Source organism: Pedobacter suwonensis (assembly GCF_900111825.1).
GTDB classification, from domain to species: Bacteria; Bacteroidota; Bacteroidia; order Sphingobacteriales; family Sphingobacteriaceae; genus Pedobacter; species Pedobacter suwonensis.
Genome location: NZ_FOJM01000001.1, coordinates 512,770 through 531,833 on the forward strand (window position 1 = coordinate 512,770; position 19,064 = coordinate 531,833).

Annotated in this window: 10 protein-coding genes; 1 reads left to right on the forward strand and 9 read right to left on the reverse strand. The window is 40.7% G+C overall.

Annotation, left to right across the window (positions count from 1 at the left end):
* The first annotated feature begins 119 nt into the window (after positions 1–119).
* Positions 120–902 (forward strand): HAD-IIA family hydrolase, encoded by a 783-nt coding sequence (locus BM107_RS02095; RefSeq protein ID WP_090979750.1) that lies wholly within the window; start codon positions 120–122, stop codon positions 900–902.
* A gap of 578 nt (positions 903–1,480) precedes the next feature.
* Here BM107_RS02095 and BM107_RS02105 read toward each other — a convergent pair.
* From BM107_RS02105 to BM107_RS02145, 9 genes are all read right to left on the reverse strand, one after another.
* The gene (locus BM107_RS02105; RefSeq protein ID WP_244278701.1) at positions 1,481–3,691 is read right to left on the reverse strand and encodes an alpha-galactosidase; all 2,211 of its coding nucleotides are present in this window, start codon (positions 3,689–3,691) and stop codon (positions 1,481–1,483) included.
* Positions 3,692–3,735: 44 nt separating this feature from the next.
* The gene (locus BM107_RS02110; RefSeq protein WP_090979755.1) at positions 3,736–5,784 is read right to left on the reverse strand and encodes an alpha-amylase family protein; all 2,049 of its coding nucleotides are present in this window, start codon (positions 5,782–5,784) and stop codon (positions 3,736–3,738) included.
* Between the two features lie 6 nt (positions 5,785–5,790).
* Positions 5,791–8,124 (reverse strand): glycoside hydrolase family 95 protein, encoded by a 2,334-nt coding sequence (locus BM107_RS02115; protein WP_090979757.1) that lies wholly within the window; start codon positions 8,122–8,124, stop codon positions 5,791–5,793.
* Positions 8,125–8,289: 165 nt separating this feature from the next.
* Positions 8,290–9,510: a DUF4998 domain-containing protein gene (locus BM107_RS02120; protein ID WP_090979759.1), complete on the reverse strand. Its 1,221-nt coding sequence runs from the start codon at positions 9,508–9,510 to the stop codon at positions 8,290–8,292.
* A gap of 33 nt (positions 9,511–9,543) precedes the next feature.
* On the reverse strand, positions 9,544–10,779 hold the full coding sequence (locus BM107_RS02125) for a DUF5000 domain-containing lipoprotein (protein ID WP_244278702.1): 1,236 nt from the start codon (positions 10,777–10,779) through the stop codon (positions 9,544–9,546).
* A 17-nt stretch (positions 10,780–10,796) separates the two neighbouring features.
* Complete coding sequence (locus tag BM107_RS02130; protein ID WP_167543436.1) at positions 10,797–12,728, reverse strand: RagB/SusD family nutrient uptake outer membrane protein; 1,932 nt, start codon at positions 12,726–12,728, stop codon at positions 10,797–10,799.
* Complete coding sequence (locus BM107_RS02135; protein ID WP_090979763.1) at positions 12,728–16,027, reverse strand: SusC/RagA family TonB-linked outer membrane protein; 3,300 nt, start codon at positions 16,025–16,027, stop codon at positions 12,728–12,730. Before BM107_RS02135 ends, BM107_RS02130 begins: the two co-directional genes overlap by 1 nt.
* A 369-nt stretch (positions 16,028–16,396) precedes the next feature.
* Complete coding sequence (locus BM107_RS02140) at positions 16,397–17,989, reverse strand: solute:sodium symporter family transporter (RefSeq protein ID WP_090979765.1); 1,593 nt, start codon at positions 17,987–17,989, stop codon at positions 16,397–16,399.
* 9 nt (positions 17,990–17,998) lie between these two features.
* Positions 17,999–19,021 carry a GntR family transcriptional regulator gene (locus BM107_RS02145; RefSeq protein ID WP_090979766.1) on the reverse strand — a complete coding sequence of 341 codons (1,023 nt, stop codon included), beginning with the start codon at positions 19,019–19,021 and terminating at the stop codon, positions 17,999–18,001.
* Positions 19,022–19,064: the final 43 nt, after the last annotated feature.

Consider the following 19,064-nt stretch of genomic DNA (forward strand, 5'->3'; position numbering starts at 1 on the left):
ACGGTCTTCGATTACATCAGGCTAAGTTTAGATCAAAACTGGTTGTATAAAAACTGGCCTTAACATTAATTGAACAAGAAAATATTAAGTTTGCAGATAAACGGATTAACTTTTAGCACATGAAACAAGGATTATTAATCGATATGGATGGGGTGATCTATAGTGGGGAGGCACTCATCACCGGAGCAGACAAATTCATTAAAAAACTGATCGACGAAGCGATCCCCTTCGCGTTTATGACAAACAATAGCCAAAGAACCCCTTTGGAAGTGGTACGCAAATTAAAGGGTTTGGGAATAAAGGTTGAAGAAAGTCATGTATACACCAGCGCAATGGCTACAGGAAAATTTCTTTCCGATCAAAATCCGAATGGTACCGCTTATGTATTGGGTGAAGGCGGTTTATTAAGCAGTTTGCACGATCATGGCATTACTTTGGTGAATACCGACCCTGAATTTGTTGTATTGGGAGAAGGCAGAAACTTTACACTCGAAATGGTTCAGCGTGCGGTTGATATGATTTTGGCGGGCGCTAAATTTATCACCACCAACAGAGATCCATCGCCGAAAAAACCAGGATGGAATAACCTTGGGATTGCAGCCACCACCGCCATGATTGAAGAAGCAACGGGCAGAAAAGCCTTTGTTACCGGTAAACCGAGTCCGGTGATGATGCGTTCGGCACGTAAATTCTTGGGCTTGGAAACCAGTGAAACCACTGTTATCGGCGATACCATGGAAACTGATATACAGGGCGGCGTACAGATGGGTTACAAAACCATTCTGGTGCTCTCTGGCATATCAAGCAAGGATACCCTGGGACATTATGCCTTTAAGCCTGATATGATTGCAAGTTCAGTTGATGAGATAACATTTCCGCTAAACTGGTGGGAGAATAAATAGTTTGGAGTTGGGAGTTTGGAGTCGAGAGTCTTTAGTCCAGAGTCCTCAGTCAAGAGTCTTTAGTCCAGAGTCTTTAGTCTTAAACTATTTGGTAGTGGAAAAAAATGAAGGGGAACTGGGATTTACAGGCTTAAAAAAACTTAACCGATAGTCTGTTGAAGATACAAAAGGCGTCAGGTCAAACTTAGCAACTGCATCAGCCCGATCAAACCAATGTGATTGGGCTGAATCAATTGCAACCTGCTTATGCACCGGTATGGCCGGCGTTTTTTTATCGTTAAATTTATTTGAATTGATTAACAGCCCGGTTGCTGGTATAACCATCAATAGCGCTACGCAGGAAATCAGTCTCATATCATTTTGCTTAAATCATCATATTACTTGGTTCGCTCTGTTAAACAAATATGATATGATGTTATTAGCTGGATGATTAGCCAGCATTATGAAATTGTTAAAGTTACAATGCAGTTTTAATTCATTATTAAGTATTTAAGTTTTATAAGGTGAGATAATAATGGTTTTATAAAATGGTTCGTGTTGACACGAACCATTGCGATACGAACCAGGCGATTGTTTTATTATTTTACTTCCTCAAACTTCAGTACTACGCTCGTTCTGCTGGCAGTTAAAACCGGGTTGAACCCGATATTCATCAAAAAATCTCCTGTATAAATTCTGTTGGCATCAATTGACGATTTGGTGTCTGGAAATAAGTTAATTTCTCTGATCTGATATTTCTTTGCGGCATCTAATCCATTCAATTTAATGGGATATTTACTGCTTTCACCATAACGGTAATTTACCAGATAGTTAAAAATCACACCTTCCGTTTTTTGCTCATTTACATACAACATCGAAGCGACGCTGCCGGTACGCGGATCTGCCAACCGGTATTGTTCGCCATGCCAGATAATCTCCTTTACTTCGTTATAGTTTTTAATAGCCTCCTGGCAAAATTGAAGTTCTTTCTCAGGTAATTTGCTAACCACAATATCAAAGCCCAATTTACCCATCATGGCTACATCCGTACGGAATTTTATCGGTTGTTTACCCCAATCGGTTACATGATTGGAGGTACTGATTGCCGGATAGAAATAAGAGTATTCCCATTGCATAAATATCCTTTCCAATGGGTCGGTATTATCGCTGGGCCAAAATTCGGTAAAATACTGTAGCGCAGCATAATCTACCCTACCGCCACCGCCAGAGCATAACATCATAGGTACAGTTGGATATTTTGCACGGATGCGTTGTAATACATTGTACAAACCTTTTACATAATCAATGTAAAAATGCGACTGATTTTTCTGGTGAGCGGAATAGGCATTGTAAACTACTGCATTGCAATCCCATTTAATGTTAGCCAGTTTTGGATTTCTGGTAAATAACCCATCAACTACCCCAAATACAAAATCCTGTACCTTTGGGTTCGAAAGATCAAGTTCCAGCTGGTTCCTGAAATAATATTCAGGACGACCTGGCTGTTTCACCACCCAATCCGGATGTTTTTCATATAGTTCACTTTTCGGACTCACCATTTCAGGTTCAATCCAGATCCCAAACCGGGTACCGGCATTATCGGCTTCCTTTACCAATGAGGCAATCCCATTAGGAAGTTTCTTTTTGTTTTCCTGCCAGTCGCCGAGTGCTGCATTGTCGCTGTTACGCGGATATTTATTGCCAAACCAACCATCATCCAGTAAAAAAAAATCGACACCCAGTTTTTTGGTATCTTTAAGCAATTCAGCAAGTTTCTGTTCGTTAAAATCGAAATAAGTAGCTTCCCAATTATTTAAAAGCGTTAGGCGGTTACCTTTACCATCCAATATTTTATAGTTGCGTGCCCAGTTCTGCAGTTTTCTGCTCGCATCGCCCTTCCCCTGGTCAGAGAAAGTATATAAAAACGCCGGCGTGGTAAAAATTTCACCTGGTTTTAAGCTGTAAGGAGATGCATAATTATTCATCCCTGCAATAATGCGCAGGTTATCCTGATAATCGAGTTCCAGGTCAATCTTAAAATTACCACTCCACTCTAAAGCACCGTATAAAACATTGCCTGCATTCTCTTCGGCAGGTTTACCCATCGAAATCATAAAAACGGAAGGCTGAAAAAGATTGGTCCTTGTACCCAATTTGCTATCCAGGGTTTTAATGCCATGGGTAATTTCACTTTGCTCAGGCTGCATTTCCTTCGCCCAATCGCCATGAAATTGGTTAAGCCAAAAATGTGGTGATTTTAAGTGCAGGTTTGCCGAAGCATATTTATTTAATATCACCGTTCCTTTTTCGTTATGCTTAATTTCCGTCCACTGCTCTACCACATCCTGCTTATAAAACGATTTGTAAAACAGGGTTACTTCAAAATTGTATATCGGGTCTTTTAACCTGATTTTCAGCAGACTTACATTATCATCTATTTTAATAACAGTATGATCCACGTACTTCAGATCAAGTGAATTATTTCCATCGGCATGGGTAACGCTAATGGCCGGTTCAACCAGGTTTCTCGAACCTGATGGTGTATAAGCCGAATTTAACTGTCCGGTATAATCTTCTGTCTGTTTGTACTGGCTACTGATCTGTTCATATTCCTGTTTATCAGCCAGTTTTTTTCCAAAAAATATTGTGTTTACATCTTTTTTAGCATCTGCTTGCAAAACCAGCGCATTATGAGCCGTTTCGATAGGTATTATGGCTTGTGCATTAAGCTTGGTTAGCGCAAAAAGGGAAAGCGAAATCGCCAGCACCCCGTGCCTCATATAACCTTGAAATTGATCTGATCTGTTCATTTGTGTTAAATAGTAATTACTGATTTTTATAGATAGAGGATTGGTTAGTTGTTAGGGTTTGAGGGTAATTTAAAGATAAGAGCATCTTTTCCGCCCAGATTGATCGTTTGGTTGTGATGAAGAGACTCCACTTTTCGGGTGATCAGGTTTTCGGCTATATAAGTATCGGTTGGCTTCAAACCAATTCCGGTAAAGTCGATATGAAAAGCTTTTGTAGCATCGCTATAATTAAATATGGCCAGGTATTTTATATTACCAGCCTGTTTTACAAATAATTGCGATGCCGATTTACCCCTGTTGCCTTCTACCGGAACAAATGCCTTTCCATCCTGCAAAACCTTCAATATTTCAGTATTGTTCAATAATCGCTTTGCGGTACCTGCCCATTTGCCGTAAATTGAAAAATCATCGCCGGTAATGCAGGTACCCGTAACAATTGCCGATAAAAACCTGGCAGCATTCTCGCCATCTGACTGATCAGAAAAAACAACATGATCGGCGTCGATATAATCATAGAGGTAAGTTTGCCACCAGCCATTACTTACACTGTTTAAAGTATACTCGGTATCTTTAATGGACTTGAAGGCATCGCAGGCAATTCGTCGTACGTGTACATACCGGCCAGAAGCCAGACTTGGAGAAATTGCTGCATAAACCATCATTTTACCATCAAGCTGTTTTAACAAAAACTCCATTCCGGTTTTATAGGCCTGCATCCCTGTTGTTACTTTTGGGTCGAAAAAATGAGCAGACTCTATTGCCGCATGTCCTAAAAAATCAATCTTGATCATTTCGAAACCACATTCTTTAAATTTCTTAATTACGGATGCCATACGCTGCTGTGTGCCGGGGTGTGTAGGATCTAAAGCCCTGGCACCGTCCAGATCATGGTAACCTGCACCAACTTTTGTCCACATCTCGCCAAAAGTGTAATCTGTTCCTTCGGCTTTTCGGTTTCCACCACCCGCAAAACCCCAATCAACAAAGGGCGCCCAATAAATGCCTGGTTTTAATCCTTTTGATTTGGCATAATCAGCAAAGGCTTTCAGTTGGGCGTAATCGCCCGTTAAACCACCTTTTAAAAGCTTATCCCAATACGAATCAAGGTCGATATATGCTACGCCACCACTCCTGAACGACTTCAAACTATCGGCAAAAAAATTGACTACCTGCCTGGCCTTTTCGAGCGTAATTCTCTCCTGCATCACGCCCCAGCTGTTCCAGCCTACCGGAGTGGCATTATTCCATTTAAAAACAATGGGAGGTTCAGAAATCCTGTTCAGTTTGGCATAAGTTTCCATGCCCAAGCGCCAGTCATCAAAAGCGCCGAAAAATACTTTTGCTGAACTCACCGAATTGCCTTTCAGGTAACCATGTGTCATTTTATCACGGGTAATACTTTCATCCGTAAAACCACAGATCGTTTGTAAGCTGATCTTTTTATCGACATCCATTGCAGTGATGATACCGGTTTTCCAGTCACGGTGTTCAATAGAACCGATCACAAAACCTTTGCGCGACTGATTATGGTATAAAGCCGTAACCTCCGCACTTGGATTGTTCACATTTACAGTTAAAGGCACGGTATGATAAGAAATAAAAGTATCGTTATCGAAAGGCACGAATAAACTGGTAGGCACATCAGCATATTCCTGATTAATGAGGTTGCCATTTAAAGGGACAATGCGGTTAATGGATAAATCAGTACCAACTAATACCAAGTTAATGATAAAATAATTTTTACCATTGTAAGTATAAAAGACTTGTTGCATGGCTGGTAAACCAGGCTGCTTCAGCAGAAAAATGTGTTTGAGCCCATTGCCAAATCTATCATGGATAACTTTTTTACTATAGGTTATATTTTTATAATCCTTCGAGCTAAATAGCTTTTTCTGGTATTCAGCCTGAGAAAAACCTTTTAACAATAGTTGCTTCGCACTTTCTGATACATTGAAGGTACCAGTTTTAAGATTGTAAACTATTTTACCACTTTTACCATAAGGGATAATAACGGCAGAAGCCTTTGTAATGAAAAGGAACAACACACTGAAAATGAGGAGGGCCAGATATCTGAATAAAAATCTAAAAATCATGTGTTGCTAAAGTTTAACTGAAGTTATATTGCTCAATTTTCCATTTATTTTGACTTTCACTTTTTGTGGAATTGCTGAAGCTATTTTGTAAGATGTGATTTTTCCATCTTTCCAGTTCATATCAACAGTAAAGTTACCTCTTGCCTTTAAACCTTTAATTTCGCCGAATGCTTTCCATGCATCCGGAATGGCTGGTAGCAATTCAATAAAACCATCATGACTCTGAATCAGCATTTCTGCAATTGCCGCAGTGGCACCAAAGTTACCATCAATCTGGAACGGTGGTCCGGCTGATAACATATTCGGGTAAACACCCCCACCTGCTCCATAGTTGATATCGGTACGTAGAGTGGGCTTTAAAATCTCCCTGAACAGTTTAAATGCCCGGTTCCCATCCTGTAACCTTGCCCAAAATAATTGTTTATAAGCAATCGACCAACTTGGTCCATCGTCTCCCCTAACCTCAAGTGTTTTTTTTGCGGCTTCGGCTAAGGCCGGAGTCGAAGTCGGGCTGATCAAACCAGCCGGATAAACGCCATATAAATGTGAAATGTGGCGGTGTTGGGGGTCGGTTTCTTTATAATCTTCTAGCCATTCCTGTATGCGCCCGTCATTACTGATTATGCCCACTGGCGGGATCGATTTTAGTTTTTGTTGTAACGAGTCACTAAAGGCAGCATCAAGCTTAAGCAGTTTGGCCGCCGTAATCACATTAGTAAAAAGTTCCCTTACTATCTGGTTATCGATGGTTGGCCCCATTGAAATGCTTGCCGTTTTCCCGTTGGGCAGGTAAAACGTATTTTCCGGCGATACGGAAGGAGAAGTAACCAGCCAGCCTGTTTTTGGTTCCCTGATTAAAGCACTCTGATAAAACGCTGCAGATCCTTTTAAAACCGGATAAATACTTCTCAGGTATTTTAAATCGCGGCTATAAGCGAAATGGTCCCAAAGGTTGCTGCACAACCAGCCCGAACCGGCATTTGAGGCACCCCATGAGGCACTTTCTCCTGGTTCGGTAAAACCCCAAACGTTGGTAATCACGTGGGCAATCCAGCCATCGGCATTGTAATAAGCCCTGGCAGTTTTTGCTCCATGCCGGGTCAAATTCCTGACCAGTTCGGCTAAAGGAAGATTCAGTTCGGATAAATTGGTTGGCTCAATGGCCCAATGGTTCATCTGTACATTAACATCCAGGTGGTAATCGCCATTCCATGGCGTATTGATCTGGTTGGCCCATAAACCCTGAAGATTGGGTGGCAAAAGTCCGACTCTGGTACTGCTAATGCTTAAATAACGTCCAAATTGAAAAAACAAAGCGCTCAGCGAAACATCATTTTTGTAATCTTTGTAAAAACGATCCAGCCTTACATCGGTTGGTAAGTTAGCCGCTTCCCCTTCTCCCAGGTTAATTTTTAAACGGTTAAACAGTTTGCCAAAGTTGGCACTATGCCTGGCCAGTTCTTCACTATAAGCTTTCTTTTTTGCCATCTGCAACTCATTTTTTATCCTTAGCTCAAAATCAGCATGTTTGAAGTCGGTTTCGGCAGCAACATAAATGATGATTTCGGTTGCATCTTTTATTTTGAGGAGATTGCCATCACTGGTAACCGAGCCATCTTTCAGTTTGGTGGTTACGCGGCTCATATACCGCATACCCTTTCCATCGGTTCCGTTATCCAGCTGTCCGAACATCAACAATTCATTCCCCTGAATAGCTATGGTCGCTTTTTCAGGTCTGCTGATGGAAATGTTACAGTTTAATTTTTTAGGCTGATCGGCAGTAATGCGGATAATCGCTACGTCATCATCAAAGCTGCAATAATACGCTCTTTTGTATTTTACGCCATTGAGTGTAAATGCTGTTGTGGCTACTGCTTTATTCAACGACAAAGTTCTTTGGTAAGCCTCAGGTTTCACTTCTTTAAGGCCCGGATATTCATAATCGAGCTGCAGATTGCCCAATGTTTGATATTTACCCCAGGTTGCCCCCCCGGAGCCCTGCCCCTTACAAACGAAATCGCGGTTGACAAGTTCTTGTGCCTCATCATTTTTCCCTGTTAATATCAACTGCCTGATTTTTGGGAGGCTTTTATAAGCTTCATAATTATTGGCATCCTGTTTCCCTCCGCTCCACAGCGCAATATGGTTCAGTACAATATTTTCCTTTGTTATGCCACCATCAGGTGTCATGCCTAATTTACCATTGCCCAGGGGAAGGGTTTCTTCCCAGATTTTAGCAGGCTTATCATACCAGAGTGACAAAGGTTTTTGCTGGGAAAAAACGTTTTTACTGATGAAAAGCAAAAAAAATGCAATACCCGTCAGTTCTTTAAAATTCATTTTTCATTTGTATTTTGTATCTGATTAATCTAAAACCGTCATCTCGACCGGAGCGCAGCGGAGCGGAGAGATCTGCCCCGAGATAAATTTCGACTAGGTAGCACTCCGCTCAAAATGACGGTCCGTCTTGTTTAAATGCTCAATCGAGTCGACCATCCAATAAGCTTACTGTTTATTCCAGAACCTGATTTCGCTCATATTGCTATAATTGCCATCCCCGGTGGTTACATGTTTAATCCTGATGCGAATATAACGAATCGGTTTACCGCCGTTATCCAGATCTGTAGTAACGGCATTTTTACCATCATCAGTCCTGGTCACATCTTTTAAAAGCGTCCAGCCTTTACTCAAGGCTTCAGCAGGCCAGCCGCTGTTGCTTGCTGACAAGGTAGTGGTGGCGTTGGTTAAATCTGCTATTCCCCAAACCTCAAAACGATCAGGATTATTACAGCAATCGCGTCCGGTTTCTTCTATGCGGGATAAATTATTGTAGAGCCTGCCCAAATCAAAACTAATTACATGCGGCATACCGCTATTGCCTGCGCTATGAAAAATATTCGGATAACCCTGCGGGCCGACGCTCCCATCCCACAACTTACTGATACTGGTCCCCGATTCGTAGGTCTGTGCATCTCCCGGTAAATGCACTTCAGCAAAAAGTGAACGGTCGCAGAGTACATAAGTGAAAATCTGAGGAAATGTCGAAAAATCAGCTACCGGAAATACGTCTAAAGCGCCCTTACCTGGAATATACGATGACTTATACAATATGCTGGTCCCTGCTTTATAATCAGTAAGGGTAATGGCAGTATCCTTAGGCAAAAGGATTTTATCAATGCTGGTACCTGAAGTATTGGTGTATCTGACTACAGTATTGATATTAATGGTATCAGGCGTATTAAAATTTAACTGTACTGATCCGTTACTATTCACCACATAAGGGTTTGTGGCATTATATGGCCTGTTTAATAAACCTGATTGGTATAGTGGACCGAAAACCCTCACATTTCTGGCTTCAATTGGAATTGATTTATGTCCCTGCCCATCATAAGAATAAACGGTAAAGGTGTAAGTATATTCCTTTAAATTCGGGATAATTACTTTCATGGTATCAAGCGGATTATGCGTAGTGGCATTAACAACTACCGAATCTGCATTATTATTCCAATACACTACATATTTGGTTACACTCGGATCAGGACTCGTATTCCACCATAACCCGGTTCTTAAATTGCCAGGTTTAGTTATAATATTGGCTACACGGCCCGGATAAACAATCTCGCCATCTTTTAAATACTCTTTAAAGGCAATATCATCTTTGGTACAGCTTATGATTACCATTGCTAACAGCAGTAGCAGACCGCTAATTTTATATATACTTTTCATATCTGAAAATTTATCTTCTTAGATTATAATTAACTATCGGGGATCGCCATAAAAGGCCATTTCCATCGCATGTGCGAAGGTACCGTTAGACCAAGTTGTACTCACCGAAAGGCGGATATAACGCACTTTTGGGTTGGCTAGCGGGAAGTTGAAGCTTACCCCTGCTTTTACGAAATCGTTATCGGCTGTTGTATGCGCCACAGGGGTTGCGCCTGATGGTGGATTAGGATAGTTATAATTACCCATATTGATCCAGTCGCCAATGACAGTACCTTCTGGTGCCGATAAAGGAAGCTGCGCATCACGCGGAGCGACAGCATCAGAACCCCAAACAGAGAATACTTTCGGATTTCCGTGTCCGTAAGCAAATTTATCACTTCCATCCGGCCTTTCCCATAAAATGAAACGGCTTAATTTTGCACTCACACCCAAACCAAAAGTGGCAATAGCAGGCATTGCTCCGCCTGGAGCGGTATGCCAACCGTTTGAGTTACCATCAGTTTTCCCATCCCATAAATAAGGAAGATCCCAACCATAAGCAATTACACCATCCGTAGGGAGCCTGTATTGAAAAAACTTATTTCTATCCAACAGGGTTTCGAAGAAAGGAGTTATGGTTTTATAAGTCGTATCGGAAATATTCCCAAAATTATCAGTAACATAGTAACCAATTTTTTTAGGCACAGGAGCAAATCCCCTTACAGAATAAGCAATTACACCAGCTTTATCATAATGCTGATCAATTACATCGGAGGTATTGTTATCACTTAAGCCAAGCAAAATAATCCCCAGATTACTTTTCGCCGGATTTGTAGCGCTGATTTTAATGCCGCCAAAATCAGGGTCAGCATTAATAGTGGGTTTTGCCAGCAAATATGGCGGAGTATCAGGATTAACCCTCACAACAACAGGATCCGATTTAACTTCTGCTCTGCTTACTGCATACAATGTAACATCATAACCTTGCTTTTTAGCAAAGCCATCAACCATAATCGAATCAGAATAATAGCTGGATTTAGTTTCACGGGTGGTTACGCCATTTATTTTATACCTTGCCAACACATACAAAAGGTTTTTAGAATTTGGCAAAGTATACGTGATATAGGCACCACCGTTAAAATTATCAACTTTAATATTGCTTACTACGCCAGGCTTAGTCATATCTGAAGAAGCAGGATCGTTATAATTTTCCATTTTTTTACAGGCAGTAATACTGGCCAAAACGGAAATGATAAGGGCGAGGTAAATACTGTTTTTAATATGTTTCATATCTTTAATATTTTAAACTACCAGTAAGGATTTTGCACCAGATTAGGGTTCACCACCAGATCATAACTTCTAATCGGCCATAAATAATCTTTTAAGCCGAAAACGGGGATAAATTGTGTAGTTGGACGATAATAATTAATGGCTTCGGCATTATTAATGCTCCAACCTTGTATAGGCGCTGTTAAAACTGCCTGAAGTTCTTTCCATCTTCTTAAATCCCAGCCACTCTGGCCTTCAAAACATAGCTCAATTCTCCTCTCCTGGTGTATAATCTGCCTTAAGCCATCTTTGGTATTAAATTTATTCGGATTTTTAGAAAAGTTTGTCCATGCGGATTGTATGCCTTGTAAACCAGCCCTTTGCCTAACTTTATCTATATAAGTAAATACCTCTGCAGTCGGCCCATTTACTTCGTTTAGTGCCTCTGCATAAAGTAAGTACAAACCAGCCAGCCTGATTAAAGGCAGGCGGAACGAAGATGGCTGAAAGCCGTCGTCATAAACCGAAGCATAACTAACCAGTTTTTTTGGCCAATACCCAGTAATGTTCAGCCTGATGTTATCGCTTGGCGCCGCAAGCCCGCTTCCCCTTGCAGAAACATAATACAACGGATTAACCGGATCGTCCTGGTTATTCCTGCCATTGCCGAACCAGATACTTCCGTCAAAAGCCATGTCTGCATAAAAGCGTGTTTCTCTTGCAAAGTGGCCCTTAATGGTTTCATACCCTTGTTTAATGTAATAACGACTGGCATTATCACCTGTTTTAACCGTGTTCCTACCCGCGTAATCCCACGTTTTATCTTCACTGATCGGCACACCATTAACGGTATAAAAAAGTTCTTGCGTACTTATCGGTGCAGAAAAGGTAGAGGGGTTAGAAAAGTTGTTTACAGCCGATTTTGCGGTAAGCCTCGGTGTAGCAAACCCCTGATAGTTAAACTCCGGGTTTGAGGCCCAGATAATTTCCGAATTCAGTTCCCATTTTTCGGTAACGGCATTCTGTACATCCAACTCTCTTTTTAAAGAATCAGATAGTTTACCTACTGTGGTTGGTGATTGAAAGGTGTATAATTTAACACCCTGTGTTTCTGCCGCAGTAATAGCCGCCTTGGCCGCATCGGCCGCTTTCTTCCATTTCTGCGCATCATAAGCAGCCGGAAATAAACTCAGGCCATCTTTGTCTTTAAAACTGATATAATCAGAATTACCGTTAAAAAGCGGACTCGCTGCTGTTGCTAAAACATCAGCCTTAACCGAAAGTGCAATAACACTTGTTACCCTGCCCAATTCTGTTGCCTGACTGCTGATCACAGCAGGTAAACCTGGGATAGCTTCATCCAATAAGGAAACTATATAATCAACCGTTTCGTCAACCGGTGCTCTTTTTATACGCACTTCATCCGTACTGCTGTTAATTGCCAGATTGGTTTTAATTAACGGTATAGGCCCATACATTTTAAAAAGTACATAGTGATAATAGGCTTTTAAAAATTTGGTTTCAGCAATCCAACGCTGTTTTTCAGCAGCACCCAAATCAATCGGTTTATCAATATTTTCGAGCATGATATTACAGATCCGGATTGAACGCCAAAGGCTATAGCTACCTTCACTGCCATCCCATGCATTTAATCCAGGGTTAGCGGCAGTTTGTGTCCCCCTAAGGAGATTGAAGCCTGTGGGGTTAAAACCCTGATAGTTATCAAGTGTATTTGAATAGATAAGTTCGGATGAAGTGGTAAAACCGGGATTTGAAGCCACATCATTCATGCGCTGCAGGTAAGCATAACAGGAGTACAAATAATTTTCTGCTTCATTTCTGTTTCTAAATGCATAATCAAGGGTACCCAAGTTATCAGGTGTGATATCAAGGTACTTTTTACAGGATACAACAGTGAACAACACCGTCATGATGCAACCGAGTGTAAAATATATTTTTATCTTTTTCATTATAGGGTTACGTTTAGACCAACATTGAATACCTTTTGGATTGGATAGGCAAATCCGTTTCCGCCTTGTTCAGGATCCCACATTTTAAATGGACTCCAGGTTACCAGATTTAAGCCATTAAAATAAATGCGGCAAGAATTAAGCTTGATTTTACTGGAGATACGCTGAGGAAGGGTGTAGCCCAGTTCAACTGATTTTAGTCTCAATAAACGGCCGTTTCTCATCCACCAGGTACTGGTTTGCGCATTGTTTTCGAGATCTGCCGCATTTACTGCCAATCTTGGATAAAGCGCATAAAGGTTCTGGTTTTCAGGCGACCAATGGTTGTCGGAAAAATCTTTAAGCAATTGTGTATTGCCATAAATATATTGTTGGTTGCTTGGCACAAAAGGACTCACTTTAGTTGGATCAATAAAAAACGTCATCCTGTCCTGTCCGGTAAAAAATGCTGAAAGATCGAAACCTTTATATGAAGAACTGAAACCAAAACCATACACTATTTCCGGCGATTGTGGAAAACCAATGTAGGCTTTATCCGCATCGTCAATTTTACCATCATTATTTAAGTCGCGGTATTTGATATCGCCGGCTCTTGGCGGTTTGCCACCGGTTGAAAAAATCTGGGTAGGCGAATTCTGTACCTCCTTATCATCTACAAATAAGCGTTCGGCAATATAACCGTAATTTCTGCTGATTGGCTGCCCTGTAGTATAACGGTATGTTTCAGCCCATTGAGGCTCTTCGTAATTGATGTATTTATTTTTGGCAAAAGTTAAGTTAGAACGTACCGCAAATGAAAAGGCATTTACATTAAACTTATAATCGAGTGATAGATCAATACCTCTTGATCTGGCCTTGCCAATATTCGCGCCGATATCTGGTGACCCAGTATTGGGATCAATAGCCTCCAAACCCAATGTACTAGGTACATTTTTACGGATCATATAAATATTATAACGATCGTTATTATATACTTCTGCAATAATATTCATGTTTTTAAAAAGCGTAGCCTCCAAAGCCAGGTTTGTTTGCCGAGAGGTTTCCCAGGTAATATCAGTGTTTTCGTAACTGTTAATGTACACACCAGGACGCGTAACCCCACCATTATAACCAAATTGGGCATAATTACCGCCACCATTCAAGTTTACGTCAGATTGATAAAAAAAGCGTTGCGATCCGATGGCATCGTTACCTACAAGGCCAAAACTTCCTCTCAGTTTTAAGCGGTTAACGACATTGGCGATTCCACCTGTCCAGAATTTCTCGTTCGAAACAATCCACCCTGCACCTATAGTTGGAAAAAAACCAAACCGGTGGTTCTCCGAAAATCTCTCCGATCCGTTATAGCCAAAATTTGTCTCTAAAAAGTAACGGCTTCTGTATGAATAAGTTAGACGTCCTGCCAAACCTAAATTCCGGTAAGGAAGCGAATATTGTAAAGTGCGGACATTCGTTTTAGGATCTTTGGCATTATTATACAGGTTTTGCTGAGCAGTACCAATCAGTGCACCGCTAAAGGTATGATTCTGCCCGAAAGTATGGTCGTAGTTCACAGAAGCCTGTCCGTAAAGGAAAGTGCTGATGTTAGGATCGCCAGGGTAATAGCTTAAGTATTCCTGGGCGATATTGGGCGCCCCGCTGGTTACCGACGAGTTTAACCAGTTTAACACATAAGTGTTACTTGCTTTATCATATGAGCCAACATTGTAGTAAAATGGTGAGTAAGCCATCGACGAATCAAAATAAGAATACCTATTGGTACTAAAAATCGATTTGAACGAAAGACCCTCGGTAAAAAAATCGAGTTTCTGGTTAAGTTCCAATTGTGCCGACATCCGCGATTCCGTTGAGTTTTTATGTCCACGAAGCAATGCCGCATAAGGGTTATTGTATAAAATACTGTTTACCCCCGTACCACCTGTATTTCCGAATAAAATATGCTGTGCATTTTGATTCGCAGCATCAGCAGGAAAATAAGCAGGGAATAAAACCGGACTGGTGTGCACCGCAATATTATAAAGATCGGTAGAAAAACCTCCATCAGTAGCCAATGGACCATTGTATTCGCTAAAATTACCAGATAAACGCACCACCAGTTCAGTAGTTTTGCCTAAATCAATATTGATGTTGGAACGTAACTGGTAATTACGGAATTTCACGTTATTGTCGTTATTGTTCCGGTCATCCTGGTTAAGCACACCATTATCCAGGTTGTAAGAGCCTGCAATGTAATATCTGGCCACACCACCACCGCCGCTTACGCTCATATTGGCACGCTGTGTGTTGGTCCGCTTTTTGAACAAAAGTCCTAACCAATCAACCGCAGGATAAACATATTCATTATAACCAGGGCTTTTATTAATTGTAGCCTGTGTATTGATAATCTGGTTAGGTGAAAATTTAGGATCCATTCCCCTACCAATAGAAGCTTCATTGAAAAGTTTCATATAGGTAATCGGATCAGCAAGTTCCAGGTTCTGGGTCGATTGCGATGAAGAATTTTCCAATCGGAAACTGATTTTAGCCTTACCTTCTTTACCAGATTTAGTAGCGACCAAAATAACGCCATTTGCTCCCCTGGCACCATACAAAGCTGTAGCACTGGCATCTTTAAGGATCGAAAAACTTTCGATATCATCAACCTGTAAACGTGCAAGATCAGAACTGGTTAACTCAACATTATCGATCAGGATAAGGGGATCCTGTTTATAACCGAAGGTTGTTACCCCACGGATGAAGAACTGTGAGTTATCCTGTCCGGGCTGACCGCTGCGTTGATAACCAATTACACCTGCTATCTGACCAGAAAGTGCATTGGTTAAATTGCTGGAAGGTATTTTAAGGTTGCCCACTTTTACCGTGGTAACTGAACCTACTAGAGCTTCTTTACGCTGTTTTTGCCCCAAAGCAGTAATCACTACCTCTTCAGACAGCATATTTTCTTCGGTTAACCTGACGTTGATTATATTGGCCGTACCAACAGTTATCCTTTGTTCCCTGTAACCTACATAAGAAAACCGAAGTACCTCGCCGGAGGCTACATCAAGCACAAACTTTCCGTTATTATCGGTCTGTGTACCTACGTTAACCTTATTCACTACGGCCACGGTTACGCCGGGCAGCCCCGCCCCTAATGTATCGGTAACCTTACCAGTAATGGTTTTCCTTACAGCCTGGGAATATCCCTTCTCGGGCAATAAAATCAGTAAAAATACAAGCAGCGAACCTATCGTTACCAATGCGTTTCTTACCCTGCCAGACACCGAAAGGTGCCCGTAAAACAAAAATAATTGCTTCATTTGCTAATCAGCTTTTAAATGATGAATTAAAAAATTGTAGATAGATGTTGATCGGCAGGAATTATGCCTGCTCAAGATCATGTAAACCTGCCGTCCATGCTTCAACTACCGAAAGAAGGGTTTGCATTGCTGCACAATAAATGGTAAAATTTCTCATATTTTAGGATTATTTGGTTAATCAAAACTAGTTCAGCTACAGGAATGGTTTAATGTTGTTCATTTCCATTTTAAAGAACAATACGGATTAAATGGCCGTAGACCAACTATACTATCCTATACTATCCTATTTTTTCCGAATGCAATTATAAAACAAAATATTTAACAATCCAAATGGCATAATAAATATATATAAGCAACTGAAATACAGCGCTAAGCAAGCAGATAAGGAGAGAAAATTAAAAAGACAAGTGCCATCATAAAAATGAGTATCATATGATAGTAGTATCTATTCTGCCAGGGAATAATCTCAATTTTGTGATCAAGGACCAAATGGTAGGCATTTTGATTAGGGTATAATTTCGAAATGCCCAGCATCAATAAAACCGTAATGATAAATATGATGGCCAGGGTGTGAAGATAATGCAGATGGATAGAAAACACCCACTCGCTCATTACATAACAGGAAATAAAGAAAATCATCCCGATTTTTGCGGCAACGGGCGGCATCTTTTTTGTAATAAAACCAATAAAGATGATGGTGAAAATCGGCAGGCTAAAAATAGCACTGATTTTCTGCAAGTACTCATAAAAACCATGTTTGGAAAAAATAATAAAAGGCGCAAAAAACACCGCAAACAATGATACCGAAATCTGAAACAGGCGTCCGGTCCGTAGTAAACTTTTATCAGTTAACACCCGGCCCTTTCTCTCCATAAAAGGCTTATATAAATTGAGCAAAAACAAGGTACTTGAACTGTTCAGGCCTGCATTAAAGGTGGTAATGGCCGCACCAAAAAGCACACAGGCTGATAAGCCCATTAAAACAGGTGGCAATACATCCTTAATCAATAAGGGAAATACCTGGTTGGTATTGGTTAAGACCGGATATAAATGAACCGCAATTAAACCGGGAATATTGATCAGCAAGGGGCAGAGTAATTTGGCAAAGCAGGTTAATGCAATGCCTTTCTGGCCCTCCGCTAAACTTTTGGCCGCCAGTACCTGCTGAATAATATACTGCTCCATGCCCCAGTAATAAAGATTTACAATGAGCATGCCGGTAAATAGCGTAGAAAAAGGAACAGCATCCTGATTACTGCCAATAGCATTGAGGTGTTCTTTTTTGGTAGAAAGCACGGTTGAAAGTCCGTTGAAAAAATCGCCTCTCCCAAGGTAACGTAATCCGTAATATGGCAACGCGATAATGAGTACCAACATGCCTGCACTCAACACCGTATCTGAAATGGTAATGGCCTTAAAACCACCCAAAATGGTATAAACGGAACCGATTAATCCCATTATCCATACAAATATCCAGATACTCTCCCAATAAGAAAGGTGAAAACGGGATAGATCGAGCAGGTTGCTAAAGGCAACTGCACCACCATAAAGTACCGAGGGCAACAGGTTAATGATATAACTGAAAAGAAAAATCACCGAAACGAGTGTTTTGGTCTGTTTATCGTAACGTTTCTCCAGAAAATCGGGAATGGTGCGGATACCGGTTTTAAAATAAATGGGAATGAAAAATTCTGAAACAATAATCATAGCCAGAATAGATGAAATCCCCCAGCCAATTACCGACATGTTATTGATGTAAACCGATTCGTTTTCGCCGATAAACTGATTGGCGCTGATGTTGCTGAAAAACAATGAAGCACCAATAATAATGAAGCCGTTGGTTCGGTTGGCAAAGAAAAAACCATTGACGGTTGACCGCTGCGCCTTCCGGGTTTTGAAGTAAGAAATCATGGCGGCCAATACCGTGAACAAGATAAAACTGATAATGGCTAAGGTTCCCACGGGATGGTATTAAAGTGAATTCCTTCTGATCAGTTTATTCTCCATTACCTGCTTAATGGGCTTCAGGCTGAGTACAAATTCGGCAGCCAGGCGGCCCATGTGTGCAAAATCTATAGAAAAGGTGGTAATCCCATCAAAAATGATCTCTTTAACATTATCATCATTGTGTGAAAGAATCCCCAGATCCCTGCCCACTTTTAGCCCTTTTACCTTGGTATCCTTTAACATTTCCCAAAGTTCGAGGTTGTGTATGGTAAAATAAACCTTATCGGGTGCAATACTGCCGGCCTCGTAACTGTTTTTAACCACCCCGTTAATGTTAAATTCCTTAATAAAGCGCTTAAAAGAAGTCAATACTTCGCTGGGTTCGGCAGATGATGGTTTAAAAAAGAAAACAAATTCTGAAAATTCCTTAATTCTTGGTGCCAGTTCTAAAAAAGCATTGTAAGAAGCCTTTTCAAATTCCTGAACAATGTAGGAATACTCACCTTTCAGTTTTACATAACGGTCAACGATTAACAGTTTTTCTTTTGGCAACTGCTCCAGTACATCTTTAGCCTCTTTACTTTCTATTGGTGCAATTACATATAAGCCGTATTGCCCCTTATTGCTGTTGATGATGGATTCAAAAACATTAAAATTATTATGGTGGAAATATACATCAACCTGGATATTATCGCCTAAATGATTACGGAAATTCTGGTAAAAAGTTTCCTGAAAGGTATCGAAAGCGTAAATCAGTAAACATACTTTAAGGTGCTGTTCGGTATCATCAGTGGATACAAAATAGCCCATCCTATTTTTAGACTCTAAAATACCCCTGTTAATCAAATCTTTATACGCTTTACCAATGGTTTCTTTGGCAAAGCCGGTTTCGCGCATCATTTCGTTAACCGAAGGCAACATATCGCCTTTGGTAATTAATTTATGATTAAGGCTATTGATAATTCCCTGCACAAGCTGTTCGTGTTTCGAGAAAGAATTTATGATGCTCAAATCTTTAATTTCATTGAACAGCTTTTCCTTATTCATGTAGCGATATTTGGTTTAATCGATTTATACGCAGTTAATTTGC

Excerpts from the sequence above, each read along its gene's own strand:
- BM107_RS02125 (WP_244278702.1), bottom strand. The coding sequence starts at position 10,779 with ATGAAACATATTAAAAACAGTATTTACCTCGCCCTTATCATTTCCGTT.
- BM107_RS02110 (WP_090979755.1), bottom strand. The coding sequence starts at position 5,784 with ATGATTTTTAGATTTTTATTCAGATATCTGGCCCTCCTCATTTTCAGT.
- BM107_RS02130 (WP_167543436.1), bottom strand. The coding sequence starts at position 12,728 with ATGAAAAAGATAAAAATATATTTTACACTCGGTTGCATCATGACGGTG.
- BM107_RS02135 (WP_090979763.1), bottom strand. The coding sequence starts at position 16,027 with ATGAAGCAATTATTTTTGTTTTACGGGCACCTTTCGGTGTCTGGCAGG.
- BM107_RS02105 (WP_244278701.1), bottom strand. The coding sequence starts at position 3,691 with ATGAACAGATCAGATCAATTTCAAGGTTATATGAGGCACGGGGTGCTG.
- BM107_RS02145 (WP_090979766.1), bottom strand. The coding sequence starts at position 19,021 with ATGAATAAGGAAAAGCTGTTCAATGAAATTAAAGATTTGAGCATCATA.
- BM107_RS02115 (WP_090979757.1), bottom strand. The coding sequence starts at position 8,124 with ATGAATTTTAAAGAACTGACGGGTATTGCATTTTTTTTGCTTTTCATC.
- BM107_RS02095 (WP_090979750.1), top strand. The coding sequence starts at position 120 with ATGAAACAAGGATTATTAATCGATATGGATGGGGTGATCTATAGTGGG.
- BM107_RS02120 (WP_090979759.1), bottom strand. The coding sequence starts at position 9,510 with ATGAAAAGTATATATAAAATTAGCGGTCTGCTACTGCTGTTAGCAATG.